The organism is Nonomuraea polychroma (assembly GCF_004011505.1).
GTDB classification, from domain to species: domain Bacteria; phylum Actinomycetota; class Actinomycetes; order Streptosporangiales; family Streptosporangiaceae; genus Nonomuraea; species Nonomuraea polychroma.
Map to the genome: position 1 here is coordinate 1,112,611 of NZ_SAUN01000001.1, position 17,930 is coordinate 1,130,540.

The following is a 17,930-nucleotide window of genomic DNA, read 5'->3' on the forward strand; positions in this document are numbered from 1 at the left end:
ACACATCCGATGTATAGGTGTACCCACATGAAGAAACGGTTATTGGCAGGGCCGATCGCGCTGGCTCTCGGCGCGGCGCTGACCGTGGTTCCGGCCACGCAGGCGCAGGCCGGGCACGCGGCGCAGCCGTACACGCTCTGGTACGACGAGCCGGCCCCCGACACGAACCAAGGCTGGGAGACGCGGTCGCTGCCCATCGGCAACGGCGCCATGGGCGCCACAGTGTTCGGCGGTGTGCAGGCCGAGCGGCTGCAGTTCAACGACAAGACCCTGTGGACCGGCGGCCCCGGCGTCTCCGACTACACCTTCGGCAACTGGGACACGCCGCGGCCCGGCGCGCTGGAGGCCATCAGGGAGCGGATCTGGAAGGAAGGCGGCATCTCGCCGAACGACGTGCTGGCCGCGCTCGGGCACAAGTCGGACACGCCGCGCCATCGCAGGTTCGGCGCGTACCAGAGCTTCGGCGACGTGCGTCTGGCCTTCCCCGACCTGCCGGCGCAGGTGGCGGACTACCGCAGGGAGCTCGACATCTCGCGCGGCGTGGCCGGTGTGTCGTTCACGGCCGGCGGCGTGCGTCACACCCGCGAGTACTTCGCCTCCGCGCCCGCCGGAGTGATCGCGGCCAGGCTCGCCGCCGACCGCCCCGGCGGAGTGACGTTCACCGCCAGGATCGCCGTGCCCGCCAACCGCTCGGCGACCGCCACGGCCGCCGCCGGCCGGATCACCGTCAAGGGGGCGCTGACCAGCAACGCGATGGCGTACGAGGCCCAGCTGCAGGTCCTCAACCAGGGCGGGAGCAGGACCGACAACCCCGACGGGACCGTCACCGTGACCGGGGCGGACTCCGTGGTGCTCATCATCGGCACGGGCACCGACTACGCCCCCGACTACCCGACGTACAAGGGCGAGGACCCGCACGCCAAGCTCACCGCGCGGGTCGACGCCGCCGCGGCCCGCGGCTACGCCAGGCTGCTGTCCGCGCACCGGGCCGATCACGCCGCCCTGTTCGACCGGGTACGGCTGGACCTGGGCGGCAGCCTGCCCGCCGTGCCGACCGACGACCTGCTCGCCCGGTACGGCACCGACCCGGCCGCCGACCGGGCGCTGGAGCAGCTCTACTACCAGTACGGCCGCTACCTGCTCATCGCCTCGTCCCGCCCGGGATCGTTGCCGGCGAACCTCCAAGGCGTGTGGAACGTCCTCGAAGCGCCGCCGTGGCAGTCGGACTACCACCTCAACATCAACCTGCAGATGAACTACTGGCCGGCCGAGATGACCAACCTGGCCGAGCTGGCCGAACCCCTGCACGCCTACGTGGACGGGCTGCGCGAACCGGGCCGGGTCACCGCCAAGCAGATGTTCGGGGCAGACGGCTGGGTCGCCCACCACGCCTCGAACATCTTCGGCCACACCGGCGCCTGGGACCATCCCGCCTACTTCTTCCCCGAGTCGGGCGCCTGGCTGGTGCTGCAGCTCTACGACCACTACCGGTTCACGCTGGACAAGCAGTTCCTGAAGCGGACCGCGTACCCGATCATGAAGGAGACGGCGGCGTTCTGGCACGACTTCCTGCAGACCGACCCCAGGGACGGCAAGCTCGTCGCCATCCCGAGCCGATCTCCCGAGATCGGCCCCACCACGGCGGGGGCCGCGATGTCGCAGCAGATCCTCTGGCACCTGTTCACCGACCTGCGTGAGGCCGCCGAACTGGTGGGCGACGGGAAGGAGGCGGCCGTGGCCGGCGACGTGCTGGCCAAGCTCGACCCTGGCCTGCGGATCGGCCGGTGGGGGCAACTGCAGGAGTGGAAGGAGGACATCGACGACCCGGCGGAGACCCACCGGCACGTCTCCCACCTGTTCTCGGTGCACCCGGGGCGGCAGGTCTCGCCGCGGACGACGCCGGAGCTCGCCGAGGCGGCCAAGGTCTCGCTCAATGCCCGCACCGACGCGGGCACCGGCTGGAGCAAGGCCTGGAAGATCAACTTCTGGGCGCGGCTGCTCGACGGCGACCGCGCGCACAAGCTGCTGGGCGACCAGCTGCAGAGCAGCACGCTGGCCAACCTGTGGGACACGCACCCGCCGTTCCAGATCGACGGCAACTTCGGCGCCACCTCCGGCATGACGGAGATGTTGCTGCAGAGCCACCTCGAGGTGATCGACCTGCTGCCGGCGCTGCCCGCCGCCTGGGCGGACGGCAGCGTGAGCGGGCTGCGGGCCCGCGGCGCCCACACCGTGGGCCTGACGTGGAACTCGGGGCGGCTGTCCGAGGCGCGCCTCACGGCCGGCGAGGGCGGCACGGTCACCGTGCGAAGTGACGCCTTCCGCGGCGGGGTCCGGGTCACGACGGACCGCGGGCGGCCGATCGCGCACACCGCCGACGGCGACACCGTGACCTTCCGGACCCGGCCCGGCGGGGACTACCGGATCGTCCCGGCCGGCCGGTAGACGGACACGGGCCCGAGCCGCCGGAGGCGGTCTCGGGCCTGCGCCCGGCATCCGCGGGCCCCTAGGGGGTAGGGGGTGAGCAGGGGAAAGGAGGCTGTCATGCACCACAACGGCCTGCGTACCGCGGTCCTGATCGGTGCTCTGTCCGCCTTGATCATTCTGGTGGGGTGGTGGCTCGGCGGCGGGCGCGGGGTGCAGATCGCCGTCCTGGTCGCACTCGTGAGCAACGCCGTCGCCTACTTCTTCTCGGACAAGATCGCGCTGTCGTCGATGCGCGCGAAGCCGGTCGGCCCGTCCGACTGGCCCGAACTGCACAGGATGGTCCGGGAGCTGTCGGACCGGGCCGGACAGCCCATGCCCCGGTTGTACATGTCGCCGATCCTGCAGCCCAACGCGTTCGCCACCGGCCGCAACCCGGAGCACGCCGCGGTCTGCGTGACCTACGGGATCACCCAGATGCTGAACGAGCGTGAGCTGCGCGCCGTCATCGGGCACGAGTTGTCCCACGTGTACAACCGCGACATCCTGATCTCTTCGGTCGCGGGGGCGCTGGCCACGATGATCACCTACCTGGCGTACATGGTGGGGTTCTTCGGCGGTGGCGGCCGCAACAACGAGGGGCCGGGCGTGTTCGGGGCGTTGGTGCTGATGATCCTGGGGCCGATGGCCGCCGCGATGATCCAGTTGGCCATCTCGAGGGCGCGGGAGTACCAGGCGGACGAATCGGGCGCCCAGTTGACGCAGGACCCGCTGGGACTGGCCGCCGCACTGCGGAAGATCGATGCCGGTACGCGGCAGGTCCCGCTCCCTCAGAACGCGCGGCTGGAGTCGACCTCCCACCTCATGATCGCCAACCCGTTCCGCGGTGGCGGTCTCGGGCGGCTGTTCGCCACGCACCCGCCCATCGCCGATCGGATTCGGCGGCTGGAGTCCATGGCCGGGATTCGGGGGTGAGCTGACATGGTCGCGCACGCTGGGGAGAAGGCAGAGGAGAGCGGCGTTTTCCACTGCGCCAAGTGCAGCGAGAAGGTCGAGGTGAAGAAGGGGGCGAAGATCCCCAAGTGCCCGAACGGGCACACCACCTTCGACCGCCGAACCAACGAACCGGGCCGCTGACGCCACCGCCGCGCCGCGCTCCGTCGGGTCCGTGCCGATCTGTGGCGCTGTCCGGTGAGCGTGCACGGGTCGGGGTGTTGTTGAGTTGCCGGGGCTATGAGGTCGATGCGGGTGCTTCAGGAAATGCGGCGGCTGGCGGAGCGGACGCCGCCGGAGCGAGAGCGGCATGTCGATCTGCTCCGCGCGATCGCCATCACGGCCGTCGTCGTCGGGCACTGGCTGGCGGTGCACGTGCAGGCGGTCCCCTGGGGGGGCGTCCAGGCCGGCAACGTGCTGGAGATCGTGCCGTGGACACGTCCTCTGACCTGGCTGTTCCAGGTCATGCCTGTCTTCTTCCTGGTCGGCGGGTACGCCAACGCCCTCTCACTGACCGCTCACCGCGACCGCGGCGGCGACGCGGCCGGCTGGGTGTTGCGCCGTACCGACCGGCTCGTGCGGCCCACCACCGTCGTGCTGGCCGTGCTGACGGGCTCGGCCCTGGCGGCGCGGGCACTGGGGGCCGATCCCGGACTGGTCGGCACCGCGGTGTGGGCGGCCGGGATCCCGCTGTGGTTCCTGGTGGCCTACCTGGCCGTGGTCGTCCTCACCCCGCTGACACACGCCCTCCACCGCCGGTACGGCCTGGCCGTGCCGATCGTGCTGACGGTTCTGGTCGGCGTCGGGGACGCCGCCCGGCTGGGGCTGGAGACGCCCGTCGCGGCTGAGGGAAACTTCGTTTTGGCCTGGCTGGCCATTCATCAGCTGGGCTTCGCCTGGCAGGACGGGCGGCTGCCGGCACGGCCGGGCGTCGGAGTGCCGATGGCGTTCGCCGGGCTGGTCGTGCTGGTGCTGCTGACCGTGGCAGGGCCCTATCCGATCAGCATGGTGGGGCTCGCGGGGGAGGAGATCCAGAACACCTCGCCTCCCACGCTCGCGCTGCTCGCGCTGGCGGCGACGCAGACCGGGCTCGCCCTGTCGCTCCGCGGTCCGGCCGCCCGGTGGTTGCGGCGGCCCCGGCCCTGGACGGTGGTCGTGGCGGTCAACTCGGTCATCATGACGCTGTTCCTGTGGCACATGACGGCTGCCGTGCTCGGCGCGCTGGCATTGCACCGGACGGGCGTTTTGGTGAATCCGCCCGCGTCGCCCGCATGGCTGCTCATGCGGCTGCCCTGGCTGGCCGTGCTGACGCTGATCCTCGGCGTGCTGGTGCTGGTGTTCGGGCCCGTCGAGCGGCGCGCCGGCCCCCGCCCCGCACCGGGAGCCGCGGCCGGCGCGGTGGCGGGCGTGCTCGCGGTCCTCGGCCTGGGCGGGGTGCTCGCGGGCCTCCTCGGGGTCGCGCTGACGGGCCCGGACGCACACGGTTGGCCCGCCACAACCTTGATCGCCTACTTCACCGGCGCCGGGATCCTGCGCTTCGCCCGGTGGCGATCGGCAGGATCATGAACGTCAGGCGCGCGCCTGGGTGCAGGGCGAACCACGGACCCGGCCAAGCTGGGCTCGCGTAACGGCGGGCCACCACTGAAGGGTCAGAGGCCGTTTCCTGGAGGGCCCTGAGCCGAAGTGCGGCGGGTGGAGAGCCACGGCAGCGCGTAAAATATGAAGCTTTACTCAGCCAAGGCGGGAAAGTTCCTCCTTGCTGAGGTCGAGCGTGGCGGCGCGGGCGGAGTCGAGGATGGTCTCCGGGCGGCTGGCGCCGGGGATGGGGATGACCACCGGGCTGCGGGCCAGCTCCCAGGCGAGGCAGACCTGCTGCGGAGACACGCCGCGCTCCGCGGCGATCTCGTTGAAGGCGGAGTTGTGCCGGCCCAGCTCCCCGGTACGGCTGATGCCGCCCAGCGGCGACCACGGCAGGAAGGCCAGGCCGAGCTCGGCGCACAGGTCGATCTCGGGCTCGCTGGAGCGGAACCGCGGCGAGTACTCGTTCTGGACGCTCACCAGGCGGTCACCGAGGATCTCGTGGGCGAGCCGGATCTGCTCCGGGTTGGCGTTCGAGATGCCCGCCATCTGGATCTTGCCGGCGTCGTGCAGGTCCTTCAGCGCGCCGATCGTCTCTTCGTACGGCACCCGCGGGTCGGGCCGGTGGTGCTGGTAGAGGCCGATGCTGTCGACGCCGAGCGCCTTGAGCGAGCGGTCGCAGGCCTCCTTGAGGTACGACGGGCGGCCGTCGACGTCCCAGCCGTCCGGCACGCGGGTGTGCCCGCCCTTGGTCGCGACCAGCACGGTGCCGGCGTCACCGCCCCACTGGGACAGGGCGCGGGCGACCAGACGCTCGTTGTGGCCGACGTCGGTGTGCGACGGCGTGTAGGCGTCAGCCGTGTCGATCAAGGTGATGCCGGCGTCCAGGGCCGCGAGAATGGTACGGATCGACTGGGCCTCGTCCGGCATGTGCCCGGCCACCGACATGGGCATGGCCCCGAGTCCGATGACGCCGACGTTGCGGCTTCCGATGGCACGAGTTCTCATGGCGTTGCGCATGGGGTCCACCCTGTCTGCTGGAGCGCACTCCAGGTCAAGCCGGTCCGCTGGCGCCATTGTCGGCAATACCCTGCGGGGGTATGGTGAGCGGTGCGCCAGGTCTTCGAGAAGCTGGTGGACGACGGCCGGGCTGCGGGAAAGCCTGGCGCGGGCGGCGCCTGAGTACGTTCCAGGAACGTCGCTCGGCGAGCACGCGCTGACCTACGGCCATCTGGTCGACGGCATCCTGCGCGCGAGCGCCGGCACGACGCTGGGGGAGATGTTCAACGACGTGGTACGCCCCGCGCTGAGCCTGGACGCCTGGTTCGCGGTGCCGGATCAGGCGCTGGACCGCGTCGCCGACCTGGAGTACGCCGACCCCGAGTGGCCGCGCCTGCTGCACGCGGCGCCGTGGCTGCAGATCCCCGGCCGGGGCCTTGGTCACCGGCCGGACCAACTCCAGGGCCTGGCGGCAGGCGGTGTTCGGCGCGGTCAACCTGCACACGACGGCGACCGCCATGGCGGCCTTCTTTCCCATTTGACCAGCGAGGACGGTCCCGTGCGCGCGTTGCTCGGTCCCGTGCGCGCGTTGCTCGGTCCCCAGTCGCACGCCGAACTGCTCGCCCCGCAGGTCACGGACTTCGACGACGTCTTCGGCACCAGGATCACCTGGACACTGGGCTTCGTCCGCGACCAGGGCAAGATCGCCAAGGGCGGGATCGGCGGCTCGGCCGCCTGGTGGTCGCGCAAGCACCACCATGGTTGCGCCTACCTGACACGACGACTGGACGATCACTCCCGGGCCGCGGAGATCGCCGCCGCGCTTGGCGACGACCTGACCGTGGTCGGTGAGGACTGAGCGCCGTTCACGCACCGGGCGTCAGGGGCGCACGGCGCCGAGCAGGCGTGTCCTCCAGTAGTCGTCGAGGTCGACGATCTTGACGACGTCCCCGGTCTGGGGCGCGTGGACCATCTTCCCGTTGCCGGCGTACATGCCCATGTGCCCGAGCCCTCTGCTGAAGAGCAGATCCCCGGGCTCCGCCTTGTCCAGCGGGACACGACGGCCGGCGCCCCAGCTCCATTGGTCATAGGTCGTGCGCGGCAGGGACACGCCCGCGCTGCGCCAGGCGGCCTGGACGAGGCCGGAGCAGTCGAAGGAGCCTGGTCCGGTGCCGCCGTACCGGTACGGCTTGCCCACCTGGGCGAAGGCGAACTCGAGTGCTTCGCGGGCGTTGCCGGAGGCCGGACCGGTGTACTGGATGCCGGGGCTGTCCGGGTTTCCGGTCCGGAAGACGCCCAGCCGCCGCATGAGCTTGGTCTGCTCGGTGACCATCTTGTCGACCTTGGCCTGCTCGGCGCGGACCTTGGCGCGCGCGGACTCGGCCTGCGCCAGGACGGTCTCGGCCCGGTCGTGCCGGTCGCGGAGCTCCTCGATGGTCGCCTCGTAGGCGCGGACCTTCGCCGCCCGCGCCCGCGCCATCTCATCGAGTGAGGCCATCGTGCCCAGCATCGCCCCGGGGTCGCTCGGGGCGGCCATCGGCGCCCAGGTCCCGAACGGGCCGAACTTGTAGTCGTTCACGGCCACGGTGACGAGGTCCCGGCGCAAGGCGTCGGCTCGGGCGTCCTTGCCCGCGAGCTCGGCCTTGAGCACGTCGTACTTCTTCTTGGCCGTCTTGTAGGTCTCAGTGGCCCGGTTGTACTTCTCGACCAGCTGGTCGGCCTGTTCGTTCAGCTTCACCAGCTTGGCCCTGGCCTGGGCGGGCGAGGGATCGGCCAGGGCGGTCCCGGGGGTCGTGGCCAGCGCGACCGAGGCCAGCGCTAATGCGGCTGCTGTTCGCCCACGCCATGTCGCCGCGGCCACGACCATGCCTCCTCGTCCCAGTGGACTGTGGTGCCGATCCATGGGGAGATACGCGGGCCGCCCGCCGAATGTTCACCCAGGCGGTGCCGTAGCCGACGCCGACGCAGAGCACTTCACCAGGGTGACGATCAGGAGCACATGAGGCGCGGGTCCCGGTCCCGCTGGGACAGGGCCGGGGTCCCAGGACGTGGGGTCAGCGTTGGTAAGCGGCGACGACCTCCACCTCGACGAGCCACCCGGCGACCGGGAGGTTCGCGATCTCGAGCGTCACGCGCGCCGGGCGGGCGGCGTTGACCTCCATCGGCGGCGCGGGCGGCGCCGTGCCCAGAGGGACGGGGACGGGCTTGCCGGTGGCCAGGTCGACGTTGGCGAAGAACTGGCGGTAGGCGCGGTTCCAGCCGGCGAAGTCGGCCTCCGCCGCGCCGGGCGGCTTCTCCAGGTAGGCACGCATGGAGACCACGTCGCCGAGGCCCAGCCCGGCCGCGGCGAGGTTGGCCTTGATGCGCTTGAGCACGTTGAGCGCCTGCGCCTCGGTGATCGTGACGCCTGGCGGCAGCGAGCCCCCGGGGAAGTCGACGTAGCGCTCGGGGGAGTCGGCCGGGGCCGCGGGGTTGGCTGCCGCCGGGCCCAGCCCGCTGGCGGTGTACGTGGCGACGAGCTTCCCGAGCGCCACGCCGTCGGCGATCGCCGGGTTGGTGGTGCCCGCCGGGAGGAAGGGCTTGACCTCGGTGGGCTGGGGCGACCACCACGTGGCGGCGGCGGCCGTACCCGAGGTCAGGACGAGGACGGCGGCCGCGGCGAGGGCGGCGGTGCGGATCTTCATCAGGGAAGGGTGTCCTCTCAGGAGGTGCTCAGGACGCGCTGGTGCAGCTCGGTGACGACCTTGCGCGCGGACTCCAGAGCCCCCGACTGCCAGGCGATCATGTAGCTGAGCCAGTCGCCCGCGAAGTAGACGTGGCCTGCGGGCTTGTTGAGCAGCTGGTACGCGCCCTGCCTGGACGGCCAGCCCACCCACGCGCCTTCGATGTACGGCTGCAGCTTCCAGGCGACGGACACCGACGACGCCAGCTCGTCGCGGTACTTCGCGCCGTGGATGAGCATGCCCTGCTCGACCGCGCGGCGTTCGCGGTCGGCGTGCTTCATCGCGGCGTACGCGTCGGCCTGCGCGCCGAAGTTGTAGTAGCCGACGACGAGGCCGCGGGACGAGCCGTACCCGTAGGAGGGGTACCAGATCGTGGCGAGGTCGAGGTCGGTGCTGGTGATGCCGCCGTAGATGTCCTCGTCGGTCTCCCACCAGCGGCGGCGGTACTCCAGCCCGATCTTGCCCGAGCTCGCCACGGTCGGCGTGGCGAGCGCGGCCTGCACCTCCGCGCCCAGATTGTGCGGGGTCTTGGCGAGCAGGTGCGGCGGCATCGCCGCGACGCACATGTCAGCCTTGATCTTCTGCGTACGGCCGTGCCGGTCCTTGTACTCCACCTCCACGCCGTCCGGCAGGTCGGTGATCTTGGTGACGGCGGACCGCAGCTTGATCCGGTGCCGCCCGATCTTGTCGGCGAACGCCCGCGGGATCTGGTCCATGCCGCCGACCGGCTGGAACATCAGCATCGCCTGGTCGTAGCCGAACTCGAACGCGAAACGCTGCCCGATGCCGCTCGACAACACCTCCGACAACGACGGCACCGGGCCGAGCGCCGTGCCCGGCTGCTCGGCCGCGCCCGGGTTCAGGCTGTAGCCGCGGCGCGGGCTCCCGGTGTACTTGAACCCGCTCGCCTTGTCGCCCACCGCCCCGAAGCCCGACAGGAAGGCGATCAGCCGTTCCTTGTCCTGCGCGGTCAGCGCCCCGTCCAGCGCGCCCGCGTCGGTGGCCCGCGACAGCAGCTCCGACACGTACCCGTAGACGTCGGCCTTGGCCGTGCGCCAGCGGACGGGGGCCGGCATGCCCTGGTGATAGATGTACGCCTGCGCGTTGGAGTTCGTGAACACCTCCAGGTCCACGCCTAACTCGCGGCAGTAGTCCATGGTGACCATCCACTGCGCCAGCCGCGCCGGGCCCGCGTTGAGGTAGGCGCCGTCACGGAAGCGCGCGACCTGCGTGGAGCCGTCCAACTCGGTGACGTGGTCGCCGCCGCGGATGGTCCAGTTCCGCCCGCCGACCCGGTCGAGGGCCTCCAGGATCATGCAGTCGTAACCCGCCTTGCCCAGCTCGTACGCCGTGGCGAGGCCGGCCATGCCCGCGCCGAGGATCACCACCTTCTTCGCCGACCGCCCGGTGAGCGCGAAGTCGGACGGCTGCGGCGGGTCGAAGGCGGCCTTCGCGGACGCCTCGGCGGTCGGCGCGAGCCCGAGCGCCCCCATGGTCGCGAAGAGCGCACCCGCCCCGCCGGAAACCCCGACGGCGGACAGGAAGTCGCGTCTGCTGTATCCCAACACTTACCTCCACGATCTTTGTGGAGGCAAGTCTGGACAAGTCTTGTTGCGGGCGACTCGGACGGATGTTCTAAGTAGGTTTCGGGACGATCATCAGGGTCGCCGGGAGAAGTGAGCCGCCCGCCCAACGCTCCCGCAGACGTAGTTATCGGTCTCTATCACTCTGCTCTCAGATTAAGTGGGAGCGACCCGGACGGCAAGGGGGCGGACATATTCGATCCCGACTCGCCGTCCTGCATTTCGGCTTCTAGCAGCCGAAATGCTGTTGAAAGGGCAAGTATGCAATGTAACGCCTAGGTAACGGCTTCTTGTCGGTCAGCTAACACGCGCCTACTCTCCCAGGAGAACGTTTTCTATCGAGCCCCGAAGGCATCCCCCATGCGCATACGGCACCCGTTACGCGGTCCTCTCGCCGCGATCTTGTTGCTGCCCTTTCTCACCACAACCCCGGCGGCGGTCGCCGCCTCCCTGCCCCCTGGACACGTGGACGTGGTCACGTTCGGCGACCCGGCTTCCGAGAGCGCGCACGCGCTGCAGGCGGCGTCCACCGCGGTGGTGGACGGGGCGCTGGGCGAGCCGGCCAGGGTCGCCAAGCCGACCGACCCGCCGAGCGTCAAGGGAGGCGAGCTGCGGTTCAGGGTGGCCGTCGACCCGGTCGCGCAGAACTACTTCACGCTGAAGTTCTGGGGGAGCGACGCCTCTCCGTACAAGACGATCGCCTACGTCAACGGCGAGCAGATCGGCTACCGCCGCTCCGGCGACTACGAAGCGATCAACATCGGGGCCGCCAGGCCGCTGCCGGGCCTGTTCTACTACAACACGATCATGTTGCCGCTGGAGCACACGCGGGGCCGGCGGGTGGCGGAGATGACCGTCAGGACCTACGACGGCGGCTTCAGCCAGCCGGTGACCACCGACTCCCGCGGTTACTACAAGGCCTACACGCACACCACCGCTCACCTCGACGTCTCCGGGGAGAAGCAGGGCACGGCCGCTCCGGACACCACGCCCGCGCCCGGCCCGACCGACGCCGAGAAGCAGGCGATGGTCGATCGTTACCGCAAGAGCCAGATCGACCTGTTCAACCAGTACAGCGCGCAGCTCGACGCCTCTCCCGGCGCCAAGTTGTCGGTCGTCCGCTACCAGGAAGACCTGCGCTTCTACGCCTCGGCACTGGTGGAGCCGTGGGTGCCGGCGAACACGCCCGAGCTCAAGAAGGCGGCGCTGGGGCGGCTGTTCAAGGCCATCGACAACCACGTCAAGGACTACTACGCCAACACCCGGCTGCTGCTGAGGGGCGGCCACCAGGGCGACTGGGGCGGCTACTACGGAGCGCTCGGTGAGGCCCTCTACATCGTGGAGAACCTGATCCCGGAGGTCTACGGCGCGGAGGCGTTCGAGGCGTTCCTGGACGAGCCCTTCGTCACCGGCACCCAGGACGGGCCGTCCTCGCTCAAGGGCGTGGACTGGGACGGCGGGGAGCTGTCCCGGCGCGAGGCGTACGAGCGGGTGCTGAAGGCCAACTTCGACTTCGCCCGGGCCCGCCTGTCCTACATCTTCAACCAGGTCATGTACACCTACGAGGGCGCGTGGGAGGCGCACGAGGGCCTGCGGGTGATCGGGTCGCGCTTCTACGAGGGCAAGGCCAGGAGCCACCGGATCCTGCTGGAGTCGTGGGGCGCCGAGCCCTTCCTCGGTGAAGAGGTGCTGGTGGGGCCCGACGGCAAGGACCTGGACCTCTACCACTCGCTCTTCTACCACGACCAGACCGCCCGCTTCACCGACGACTTCGCGCAGATCGTCGCGAAGGGCCTGGCCAGGTCGAAGCTGGACGCGGACGGGAAGGTGGTGCGCCGCCTGCCGTACGGCGAGCACTACACCGGCATGACCAAAGCGGGCTTGACCAGGGAGAACACCTTCGTCGCCAACTACGGCGAGGCCACCAACTACCTGCCCGAGTGGTTCTTCCGCACCTGGGGGCACAAGGGCGACGAGAAGCTCAACGACGAGATACTCAAGCTGGCGCTGAAGAACCTGCACGCCCGCGGCTACACCCGCTACACCGGTGTCGACGGGGGCGGCAAGCGCGTCGCGCTGGCGGAGATGGTCGTCGACGAGCGCAACGCCTCCTACCCGGGCTGGCCGGCCTACGCCCTGCGTAACACCGAGGGCCGGACGATGGAGTACGTCGCGCTCGAGCAGCACATGGCCGAGCACGCCGAGCGTTACGCGGGCGCGGAATGGGAGCCGTACCGGCGCTACGCGAACGAGGCCGTCGGGTTCGTCCAGCAGCAGCTCGCCGACAACCAGTACTTCAACACGTTCTCCTCCGTGGAGGCCAAGCGGAAGTACGACCTGTGGCTGCCCGAGACCTACGCCTACCTGCGCGTCCGGCCGGCGGCCGGGGCCGTGCTCCCGCAGACGGACTTCGCCGCGTACACGCCTGAGCAACTCGCCGCGCTGGGCGTCGATCCGGCCCGCTACGAGCGGTTCGTGTTCGCGGACGTGGACAACATGTTCGTCTCCCTCCGCGACGGCGACACCAGGATCTTCGGCTCGCTGTTCGAACGGCAGCGCGGCGTCGCCGGGAACGGCCGGCTGCACGTCCTGAACAACGACCACCACGCCATCGTGCAGGTCGCCACGGACACGCAGTTCACCTTCCGCGACTACAACCTGCGGATGGACAACATCGACGTCGACTTCATGGAGGACCAGCAGAAGGGCGACGGCGGCCTGCCCCAGGCCCTGGCCGGCGAGATCCTGCCCGCCGCCCACCAGCCGGGAGTCGGCACCGTGCGGCGGGAGAACTACGAGTTCGACACCCCCTACTCGGGCTACGCCGACTTCCTGACCGCGCGCTACGGGAGCTACCTGTTCGCGTTCAACACCACCAGGGACGTCTACGGGAACGAGCGGTCGTTCTCCCTGGACGTGCCCGGCGACGCCGTGGACCTGGTCTCGGGCAAGCAGGTGGCCCAGGGCACGGTGAGCGTGCCACCCGAGACGGCGATGGTGCTGAAGCTGGACGTGACGGAGCGGCCCAGGCCGCACCACGTGGACTTCGTGCAGGCGCTGCGCGACCGCGACGGCGTCACCCTCACCTGGAAGCCCGCCGCCGGCGCCGAGTCCTACACGATCAGGCGGGACGGCAAGGTGATCGCCACCGGCGTCCGCGGCACGACGTTCACGGCCGACCAGCAGGGCGCCTACAGCGTGACCGGGGTCAACCGGCACGGCGAAGGGTGGGCGTCGCAGGCCGTCGAGCCGCCCGCCGAGCCGGTCGACCGCATCGGCGAGATCACCGGCCGCGTCAAGGCGAGCAGGCAACGTGTCGAGCTCACCGGCGGCAACGGCAAGGGGCTCGGCGAAGGCGACGACTACTACCTGGACAAGCGCGACATCCAGGACAGCCTGCTGTTCTCCAACGAGGTGCTCACCGGCAGTGGATCGGTCAGCGCGAGGATCGAGCAGGCGCAGGGCCCGGCGAGCGGGGTCATGCTCCGGGCCGACGCCCGCTACATCTACTTCGGCGCCGACGCCGAGGGCCGGCTCGTCCTGCAGAACCGCACCCGCGACTCCCGCCACGACTGGCAGGACGACCGGCGCAGCCCGATCAACGCGAACGTCCAGGGCTACACCGCGGCCGAGTACCCGTTCGTCAAGCTGGTGCGGGACGCCGACGGCCACATCGTGCGGGCGTGGGCGAGCAAGGACGGCCGGTCGTGGTCGTTCGTGGCCGAGCTGTTCACCCCCTTCCCCGAAGGCGTGTACGCCGGGGTCGTGGCGGCCACGGCGGCCACGTTCACCGACGTCACGGTCTCGCCCGACCGCGACGAGACCCTGTACGCCCGGATGGAGCGGGTCAGGGACCAGGTGACGCTGCACTGGAGCAAGCCGGACACCGCCACCCGGTTCATGGTCTACCGCAAGGACGGCGCGGCGGCGGCCTGGCGTCCGGTCCTGTCCGACGCGCTGACCTTCTCCTTCACCGACGAGCCGCTGCGGCACGGCACCCGCTTCTACCGGATCACGACGATCGGCGCGGACGGCGTCGAGCGGCCGGGCACGGGCCTGCTCATGGCCACGGCCGAGCCGCTCGCCGCGGTCATCGCCGAGGCGGAGAAGCTGCCCGCGGCCGACTACACCAAGGGCAGCTACTACCTGCTGACCAAGGCGATCGCCGAGGCGAAGGCAGGCGGCGACGAGGACGAGCTGATCGACCGGATCTACGCCGCCGTCGAGCAACTCGTGCCGGTCGGCACGCTGCTGCAGAAGGTGAGCGTCGAGCCGTCCATGGTGGAGGCGTCCACCGAGGCGTGGGGCGGCGGCGGCACCAAGGCCGAGAACGGCTGGCGCGCCTTCGACGGCAACCTGGCCACCGCCACCGACACGACCACGGCGTCGGGCTGGATCGACGTGCGCCTGCCGAAGGCGGCGGCCCTGGACGCCATCCGCTACCACCCGCGGGTCACGCACGTCACCAGGCTGAACGGGGCCGTGTTCAGGGGATCCGCGGACGGCGGCGCCACCTGGACCGACCTGCACACGGTGAGCGGGGTCGCCGCCGCGCAGTGGTACACGGTGCCGCTCCAGCGGACCGCCGCCTACCCGTGGCTACGCCTCGCCTTCCCGACCGGGAACACGAACGTGGCCGAGATCGAGTTCCTGTCCATGACCGACGACCGTACCCTGCTCGACCTGCTCATCAAGGAGGCCGAGGCCGTCGACCCGAGCCGGCGCACCGCCGAGCTGACCGCCGCGCTGGAACACGCCCGCTCCGATCTGGCCGGCCAGGACCAGATCGACGCGGCGGCCGAGCGGCTGCGCGTCGCGCTCGCGAACCTGTGACCCCGGCGGTAAGGCCCGCGCCGCGGGCCTTACCGCCACTCCCACCCCCTAAGGAGAGGTCATGTCCGCACGCAACCCCGCCATCAGCCGCCGTACCGCGCTCAAGACGGGGCTCGCCGCCGGTGTCGGCGCGGCCCTGCTCACCCGCGCCGAGCCCGCCGCCGCGGCGACGCACCCCGGCCTGCTGCACACCCAGGCCGACTTCGACCGCATGCGGGCCCAGGTCAACGCCGGCGCCCAGCCGTGGAAGGCGGGCTGGGACCGGCTCGTGGCCAACGCCCACTCCCAGAGCACCTGGACGCCCCGCCCCACCGCGACGATCATCCGGGGCGGCGACGGACAGAACTATCCGCAGCTCTACAACGACATCCACGCCGCCTACCAGAACGCGCTGCGCTGGAAGATCAGCGGCAGCACCGCCCACGGCAACAAGGCCCGTGACATCCTCAACGCCTGGTCCGGCACGCTTACGACGGTCACCGGCAACGCCGACAGGTTCCTGGCCGCCGGCATCTACGGCTACCAGTTCGCCAACGTCGGTGAGATCATGCGCGGCTACAGCGGCTTCGACCTGGCCCGCTTCCAGCGCATGATGCTCAACGTCTTCCACCCGCTCAACGAGCAGTTCCTCACCAACCACAACGACGCCTGCATCACCAACTACTGGGCCAACTGGGATCTCTGCAATATGAACTCGATCCTGGCCATCGGCGTGCTCTGCGACCGGCAGGATCTCATCGACCGGGCCGTCACCTACTTCAGGACCGGCGCGGGCAACGGCTCGATCATGCACGCCATCCCGTTCCTGCACAGCGGCGGGCTCGCGCAGTGGCAGGAGAGCGGGCGCGACCAGGGCCACACCGTGATGGGCGTCGGCCAGATGGGCGCCTTCTGCGAGATGGCCTGGAACCAGGGCATCGACCTGTACGGCTACGCAGACAACCGGTTCATGAAGGCGTGCGAGTACATCGCGAAATACAACCTGGGCCAGGACGTCCCGTTCACCCCCTACACCTGGGGCACCGGTCAGAACTGCGCCCAGCAGACGCACACCGTGATCTCCTCGGCGGGCCGCGGGCACGTGCGCCCCGTCTGGGAGACGGTCTATCACCACTACGCGGTCAGGCGCGGCCTGCCCATGCCGTACGCGGCCGCGTTCGTCGCCCAGCTGCGGCCCGAAGGCGGCGGCGGCGACTACGGGACCACCAGCGGCGGCTTCGACCAGCTCGGGTTCGGCACGCTCACGCACGCCAGGGTCGCCGCCACCGCCACCCTCCCGGCGGGGACGACCCGATCCTTACGGTCGGCCAACTACCCGGCCCGCTTCATCAGGCACCAGAACTACCTCGGCTACCTGCATGAGGTGAGCGCCTCCAGCGATGCGCAGACCCGGCAGGACGCCACCTTCACCATCGTGCCCGGCCTGGCCGCGCCGAACGGCTACTCGCTGCGCGCCGCCAACGGGCAATACCTGCGCCATTACGACTTCCGGGTGCGCCTGGCCGCCGACGACGGGACGGCCACCTTCAAGAGCGACGCCACCTTCTACGCCGTCCCCGGCGTCGCGAGCGGCTCGGTGCGCCTCGAATCGAGCAACTTCCCCGGCCGCTACCTGCGGCACCGCAACTACGAGCTCTGGGTGGACCCCTACGACGGCACGAGCGGATTCCGCGACGACAGCTCCTTCACGGCCGTCACCGCCTGGGCCTGACTCCTTCACGGGCGGGTGGCGCCACGGACTGGCGCACCACGACGTGGGTGCCGAACACGGCGTGCTGCTCCGAGCCGCTGCGCGCCCGCCCCTCCTTCAGCTCCAACGCCAGGCGCACGGCGCTGCGGCCGAGCTCCTCGTACGGCACGCGCACGGTCGTCAGCTGCGGCCGCAGGTCCGTCGCCAGCGGTATGTCGTCGTAGCCCACGAGCGAGATGTCCTCGGGCACGCTCAGACCCGACTCGAAGATCGCGGCCATCGCGCCGCCCGCGACGACGTCCGTCTCGGCGAAGATCGCGGTGAACGGCGGCCCGGAGCTCAGCCACCGTCGCGTGTGCTCATAGCCGGACGCCCGGCTGAACTGCACTTTCGTCTCGATCAGCTCGGGGTCGGCGGGCACGCCGTTGTCCTCCAGCGCCCGCTGGTAGCCCGTCAGCCGGCCCAGGGTCGTGGTGAACGACGGCGGCCCGCCGCCGAGGAAGAGGATCCGCCGGTGCCCGCGGGACAGCAGGTGAGCGGTCGCCGCGTAGGCGCCGGCCTCGTTGTCGTACTCCACGACCGTGACCGGCATGTCGGCGCCGATCGGCGGCCGGCCGCACAGGACCAGCCGCGATCCCGCCGCGTCCAGCGAGCGCGCGATCTCGGCCATGCGCGCGCGGTAGGCGGGCTCGTCGACCGCCCCGCCGATGAGGATCACCGCCGACGCCCGCTGCTCGCGCATGAGGTGGATGGCGGCCAGTTCCCGCTCGGGATCGCCCTCGGTCGTGCACACCAGGCACAGCCGTCCGCGGCGGGCGGCCTCCTGCTCGGCACCGTGCACGGCGGCGGCGAAGGCGGGCCCGCGCACGTCGTTGACGATGAACGCCACCGTCTGGGTGCTGCCCGCCACCAGCGCGCGGGCGTGGGTGTTGGCGACGTAGTTGAGCTCCTTGATGGCCCGTTGCACCCGCTGCTTGGTGGCCTGGGCCACCGGGTAGTCGCCGGCCATCACCCTGGACACGGTGGAGACGGACACGCCGGCCCGCGCCGCGACGTCCCGGATCGTGTTCTGGCGGTGCTCGTCTCTCCTGGTCATGATCTCGCAGT

General features: G+C 70.6%; 12 protein-coding genes. 7 read left to right on the forward strand and 5 right to left on the reverse strand.

All coding sequences use genetic code 11. The features are described 5' to 3' along the window. The first annotated feature begins 27 nt into the window (after positions 1-27). The 4 genes from EDD27_RS04960 to EDD27_RS04975 all read left to right on the forward strand — a co-directional run bounded on the left by EDD27_RS04960 (position 28) and on the right by EDD27_RS04975 (position 4,983). On the forward strand, positions 28-2,445 hold the full coding sequence (locus EDD27_RS04960) for a glycoside hydrolase family 95 protein (RefSeq protein WP_127931292.1): 2,418 nt from the start codon (positions 28-30) through the stop codon (positions 2,443-2,445). A gap of 99 nt (positions 2,446-2,544) precedes the next feature. Then, entirely contained in the window at positions 2,545-3,399 is an 855-nt protein-coding gene (gene htpX, locus EDD27_RS04965) for a zinc metalloprotease HtpX (protein ID WP_127931293.1), read from the forward strand. A gap of 6 nt (positions 3,400-3,405) precedes the next feature. Further along, positions 3,406-3,561, forward strand: coding sequence for a zinc ribbon-containing protein (locus EDD27_RS04970; RefSeq protein ID WP_127931294.1), 156 nt, complete (start codon positions 3,406-3,408; stop codon positions 3,559-3,561). 105 nt (positions 3,562-3,666) lie between these two features. Next, entirely contained in the window at positions 3,667-4,983 is a 1,317-nt protein-coding gene (locus tag EDD27_RS04975; RefSeq protein WP_127931295.1) for an acyltransferase family protein, read from the forward strand. A gap of 165 nt (positions 4,984-5,148) precedes the next feature. Here the strand turns inward: EDD27_RS04975 and EDD27_RS04980 are convergent, their stop codons facing one another. Then, complete coding sequence (locus EDD27_RS04980; RefSeq protein ID WP_241563869.1) at positions 5,149-6,015, reverse strand: aldo/keto reductase; 867 nt, start codon at positions 6,013-6,015, stop codon at positions 5,149-5,151. Here EDD27_RS04980 and EDD27_RS04985 point away from each other — a divergent pair. Then, on the forward strand, positions 6,002-6,853 hold the full coding sequence (locus tag EDD27_RS04985; RefSeq protein ID WP_164903482.1) for a serine hydrolase: 852 nt from the start codon (positions 6,002-6,004) through the stop codon (positions 6,851-6,853). The two genes, EDD27_RS04980 and EDD27_RS04985, sit on opposite strands and share 14 nt — an antisense overlap. Before the next feature lie 21 nt (positions 6,854-6,874). On the opposite strand, the gene EDD27_RS04990 is transcribed toward EDD27_RS04985, so the two are convergent. The 3 genes from EDD27_RS04990 to EDD27_RS05000 all read right to left on the reverse strand — a co-directional run bounded on the left by EDD27_RS04990 (position 6,875) and on the right by EDD27_RS05000 (position 10,282). After that, positions 6,875-7,855: a C40 family peptidase gene (locus tag EDD27_RS04990; RefSeq protein ID WP_241563870.1), complete on the reverse strand. Its 981-nt coding sequence runs from the start codon at positions 7,853-7,855 to the stop codon at positions 6,875-6,877. 193 nt (positions 7,856-8,048) lie between these two features. Continuing rightward, positions 8,049-8,678 carry a Rid family hydrolase gene (locus EDD27_RS04995; protein WP_127931299.1) on the reverse strand — a complete coding sequence of 210 codons (630 nt, stop codon included), beginning with the start codon at positions 8,676-8,678 and terminating at the stop codon, positions 8,049-8,051. Between the two features lie 17 nt (positions 8,679-8,695). Then, a complete protein-coding gene (locus EDD27_RS05000; protein WP_421914756.1) occupies positions 8,696-10,282 on the reverse strand; it encodes a flavin monoamine oxidase family protein in 1,587 nt (528 codons plus the stop codon). Between the two features lie 378 nt (positions 10,283-10,660). On the opposite strand from EDD27_RS05000, the gene EDD27_RS05005 reads away from it, so the two are divergent. Both EDD27_RS05005 and EDD27_RS05010 read left to right on the forward strand, forming a co-directional pair. Next, on the forward strand, positions 10,661-15,133 hold the full coding sequence (locus EDD27_RS05005; protein ID WP_127931300.1) for a fibronectin type III domain-containing protein: 4,473 nt from the start codon (positions 10,661-10,663) through the stop codon (positions 15,131-15,133). A gap of 61 nt (positions 15,134-15,194) precedes the next feature. Beyond that, the gene (locus tag EDD27_RS05010; RefSeq protein ID WP_164903483.1) at positions 15,195-16,844 is read left to right on the forward strand and encodes an AbfB domain-containing protein; all 1,650 of its coding nucleotides are present in this window, start codon (positions 15,195-15,197) and stop codon (positions 16,842-16,844) included. Here EDD27_RS05010 and EDD27_RS05015 read toward each other — a convergent pair. Next, a complete protein-coding gene (locus tag EDD27_RS05015) occupies positions 16,828-17,919 on the reverse strand; it encodes a LacI family DNA-binding transcriptional regulator (RefSeq protein ID WP_127931301.1) in 1,092 nt (363 codons plus the stop codon). The two genes, EDD27_RS05010 and EDD27_RS05015, sit on opposite strands and share 17 nt — an antisense overlap. Positions 17,920-17,930: the final 11 nt, after the last annotated feature.

What these genes read in the sequence shown, in the direction of transcription:
- EDD27_RS04960 (WP_127931292.1), top strand. Translation starts at nt 28, where the DNA reads ATGAAGAAACGGTTATTGGCAGGGCCGATCGCGCTGGCTCTCGGCGCG.
- htpX (WP_127931293.1), top strand. Translation starts at nt 2,545, where the DNA reads ATGCACCACAACGGCCTGCGTACCGCGGTCCTGATCGGTGCTCTGTCC.
- EDD27_RS04970 (WP_127931294.1), top strand. Translation starts at nt 3,406, where the DNA reads ATGGTCGCGCACGCTGGGGAGAAGGCAGAGGAGAGCGGCGTTTTCCAC.
- EDD27_RS04975 (WP_127931295.1), top strand. Translation starts at nt 3,667, where the DNA reads ATGCGGGTGCTTCAGGAAATGCGGCGGCTGGCGGAGCGGACGCCGCCG.
- EDD27_RS04985 (WP_164903482.1), top strand. Translation starts at nt 6,002, where the DNA reads ATGGCGTTGCGCATGGGGTCCACCCTGTCTGCTGGAGCGCACTCCAGG.
- EDD27_RS04980 (WP_241563869.1), bottom strand. Translation starts at nt 6,015, where the DNA reads ATGCGCAACGCCATGAGAACTCGTGCCATCGGAAGCCGCAACGTCGGC.
- EDD27_RS04995 (WP_127931299.1), bottom strand. Translation starts at nt 8,678, where the DNA reads ATGAAGATCCGCACCGCCGCCCTCGCCGCGGCCGCCGTCCTCGTCCTG.
- EDD27_RS05005 (WP_127931300.1), top strand. Translation starts at nt 10,661, where the DNA reads ATGCGCATACGGCACCCGTTACGCGGTCCTCTCGCCGCGATCTTGTTG.
- EDD27_RS05010 (WP_164903483.1), top strand. Translation starts at nt 15,195, where the DNA reads ATGTCCGCACGCAACCCCGCCATCAGCCGCCGTACCGCGCTCAAGACG.
- EDD27_RS05015 (WP_127931301.1), bottom strand. Translation starts at nt 17,919, where the DNA reads ATGACCAGGAGAGACGAGCACCGCCAGAACACGATCCGGGACGTCGCG.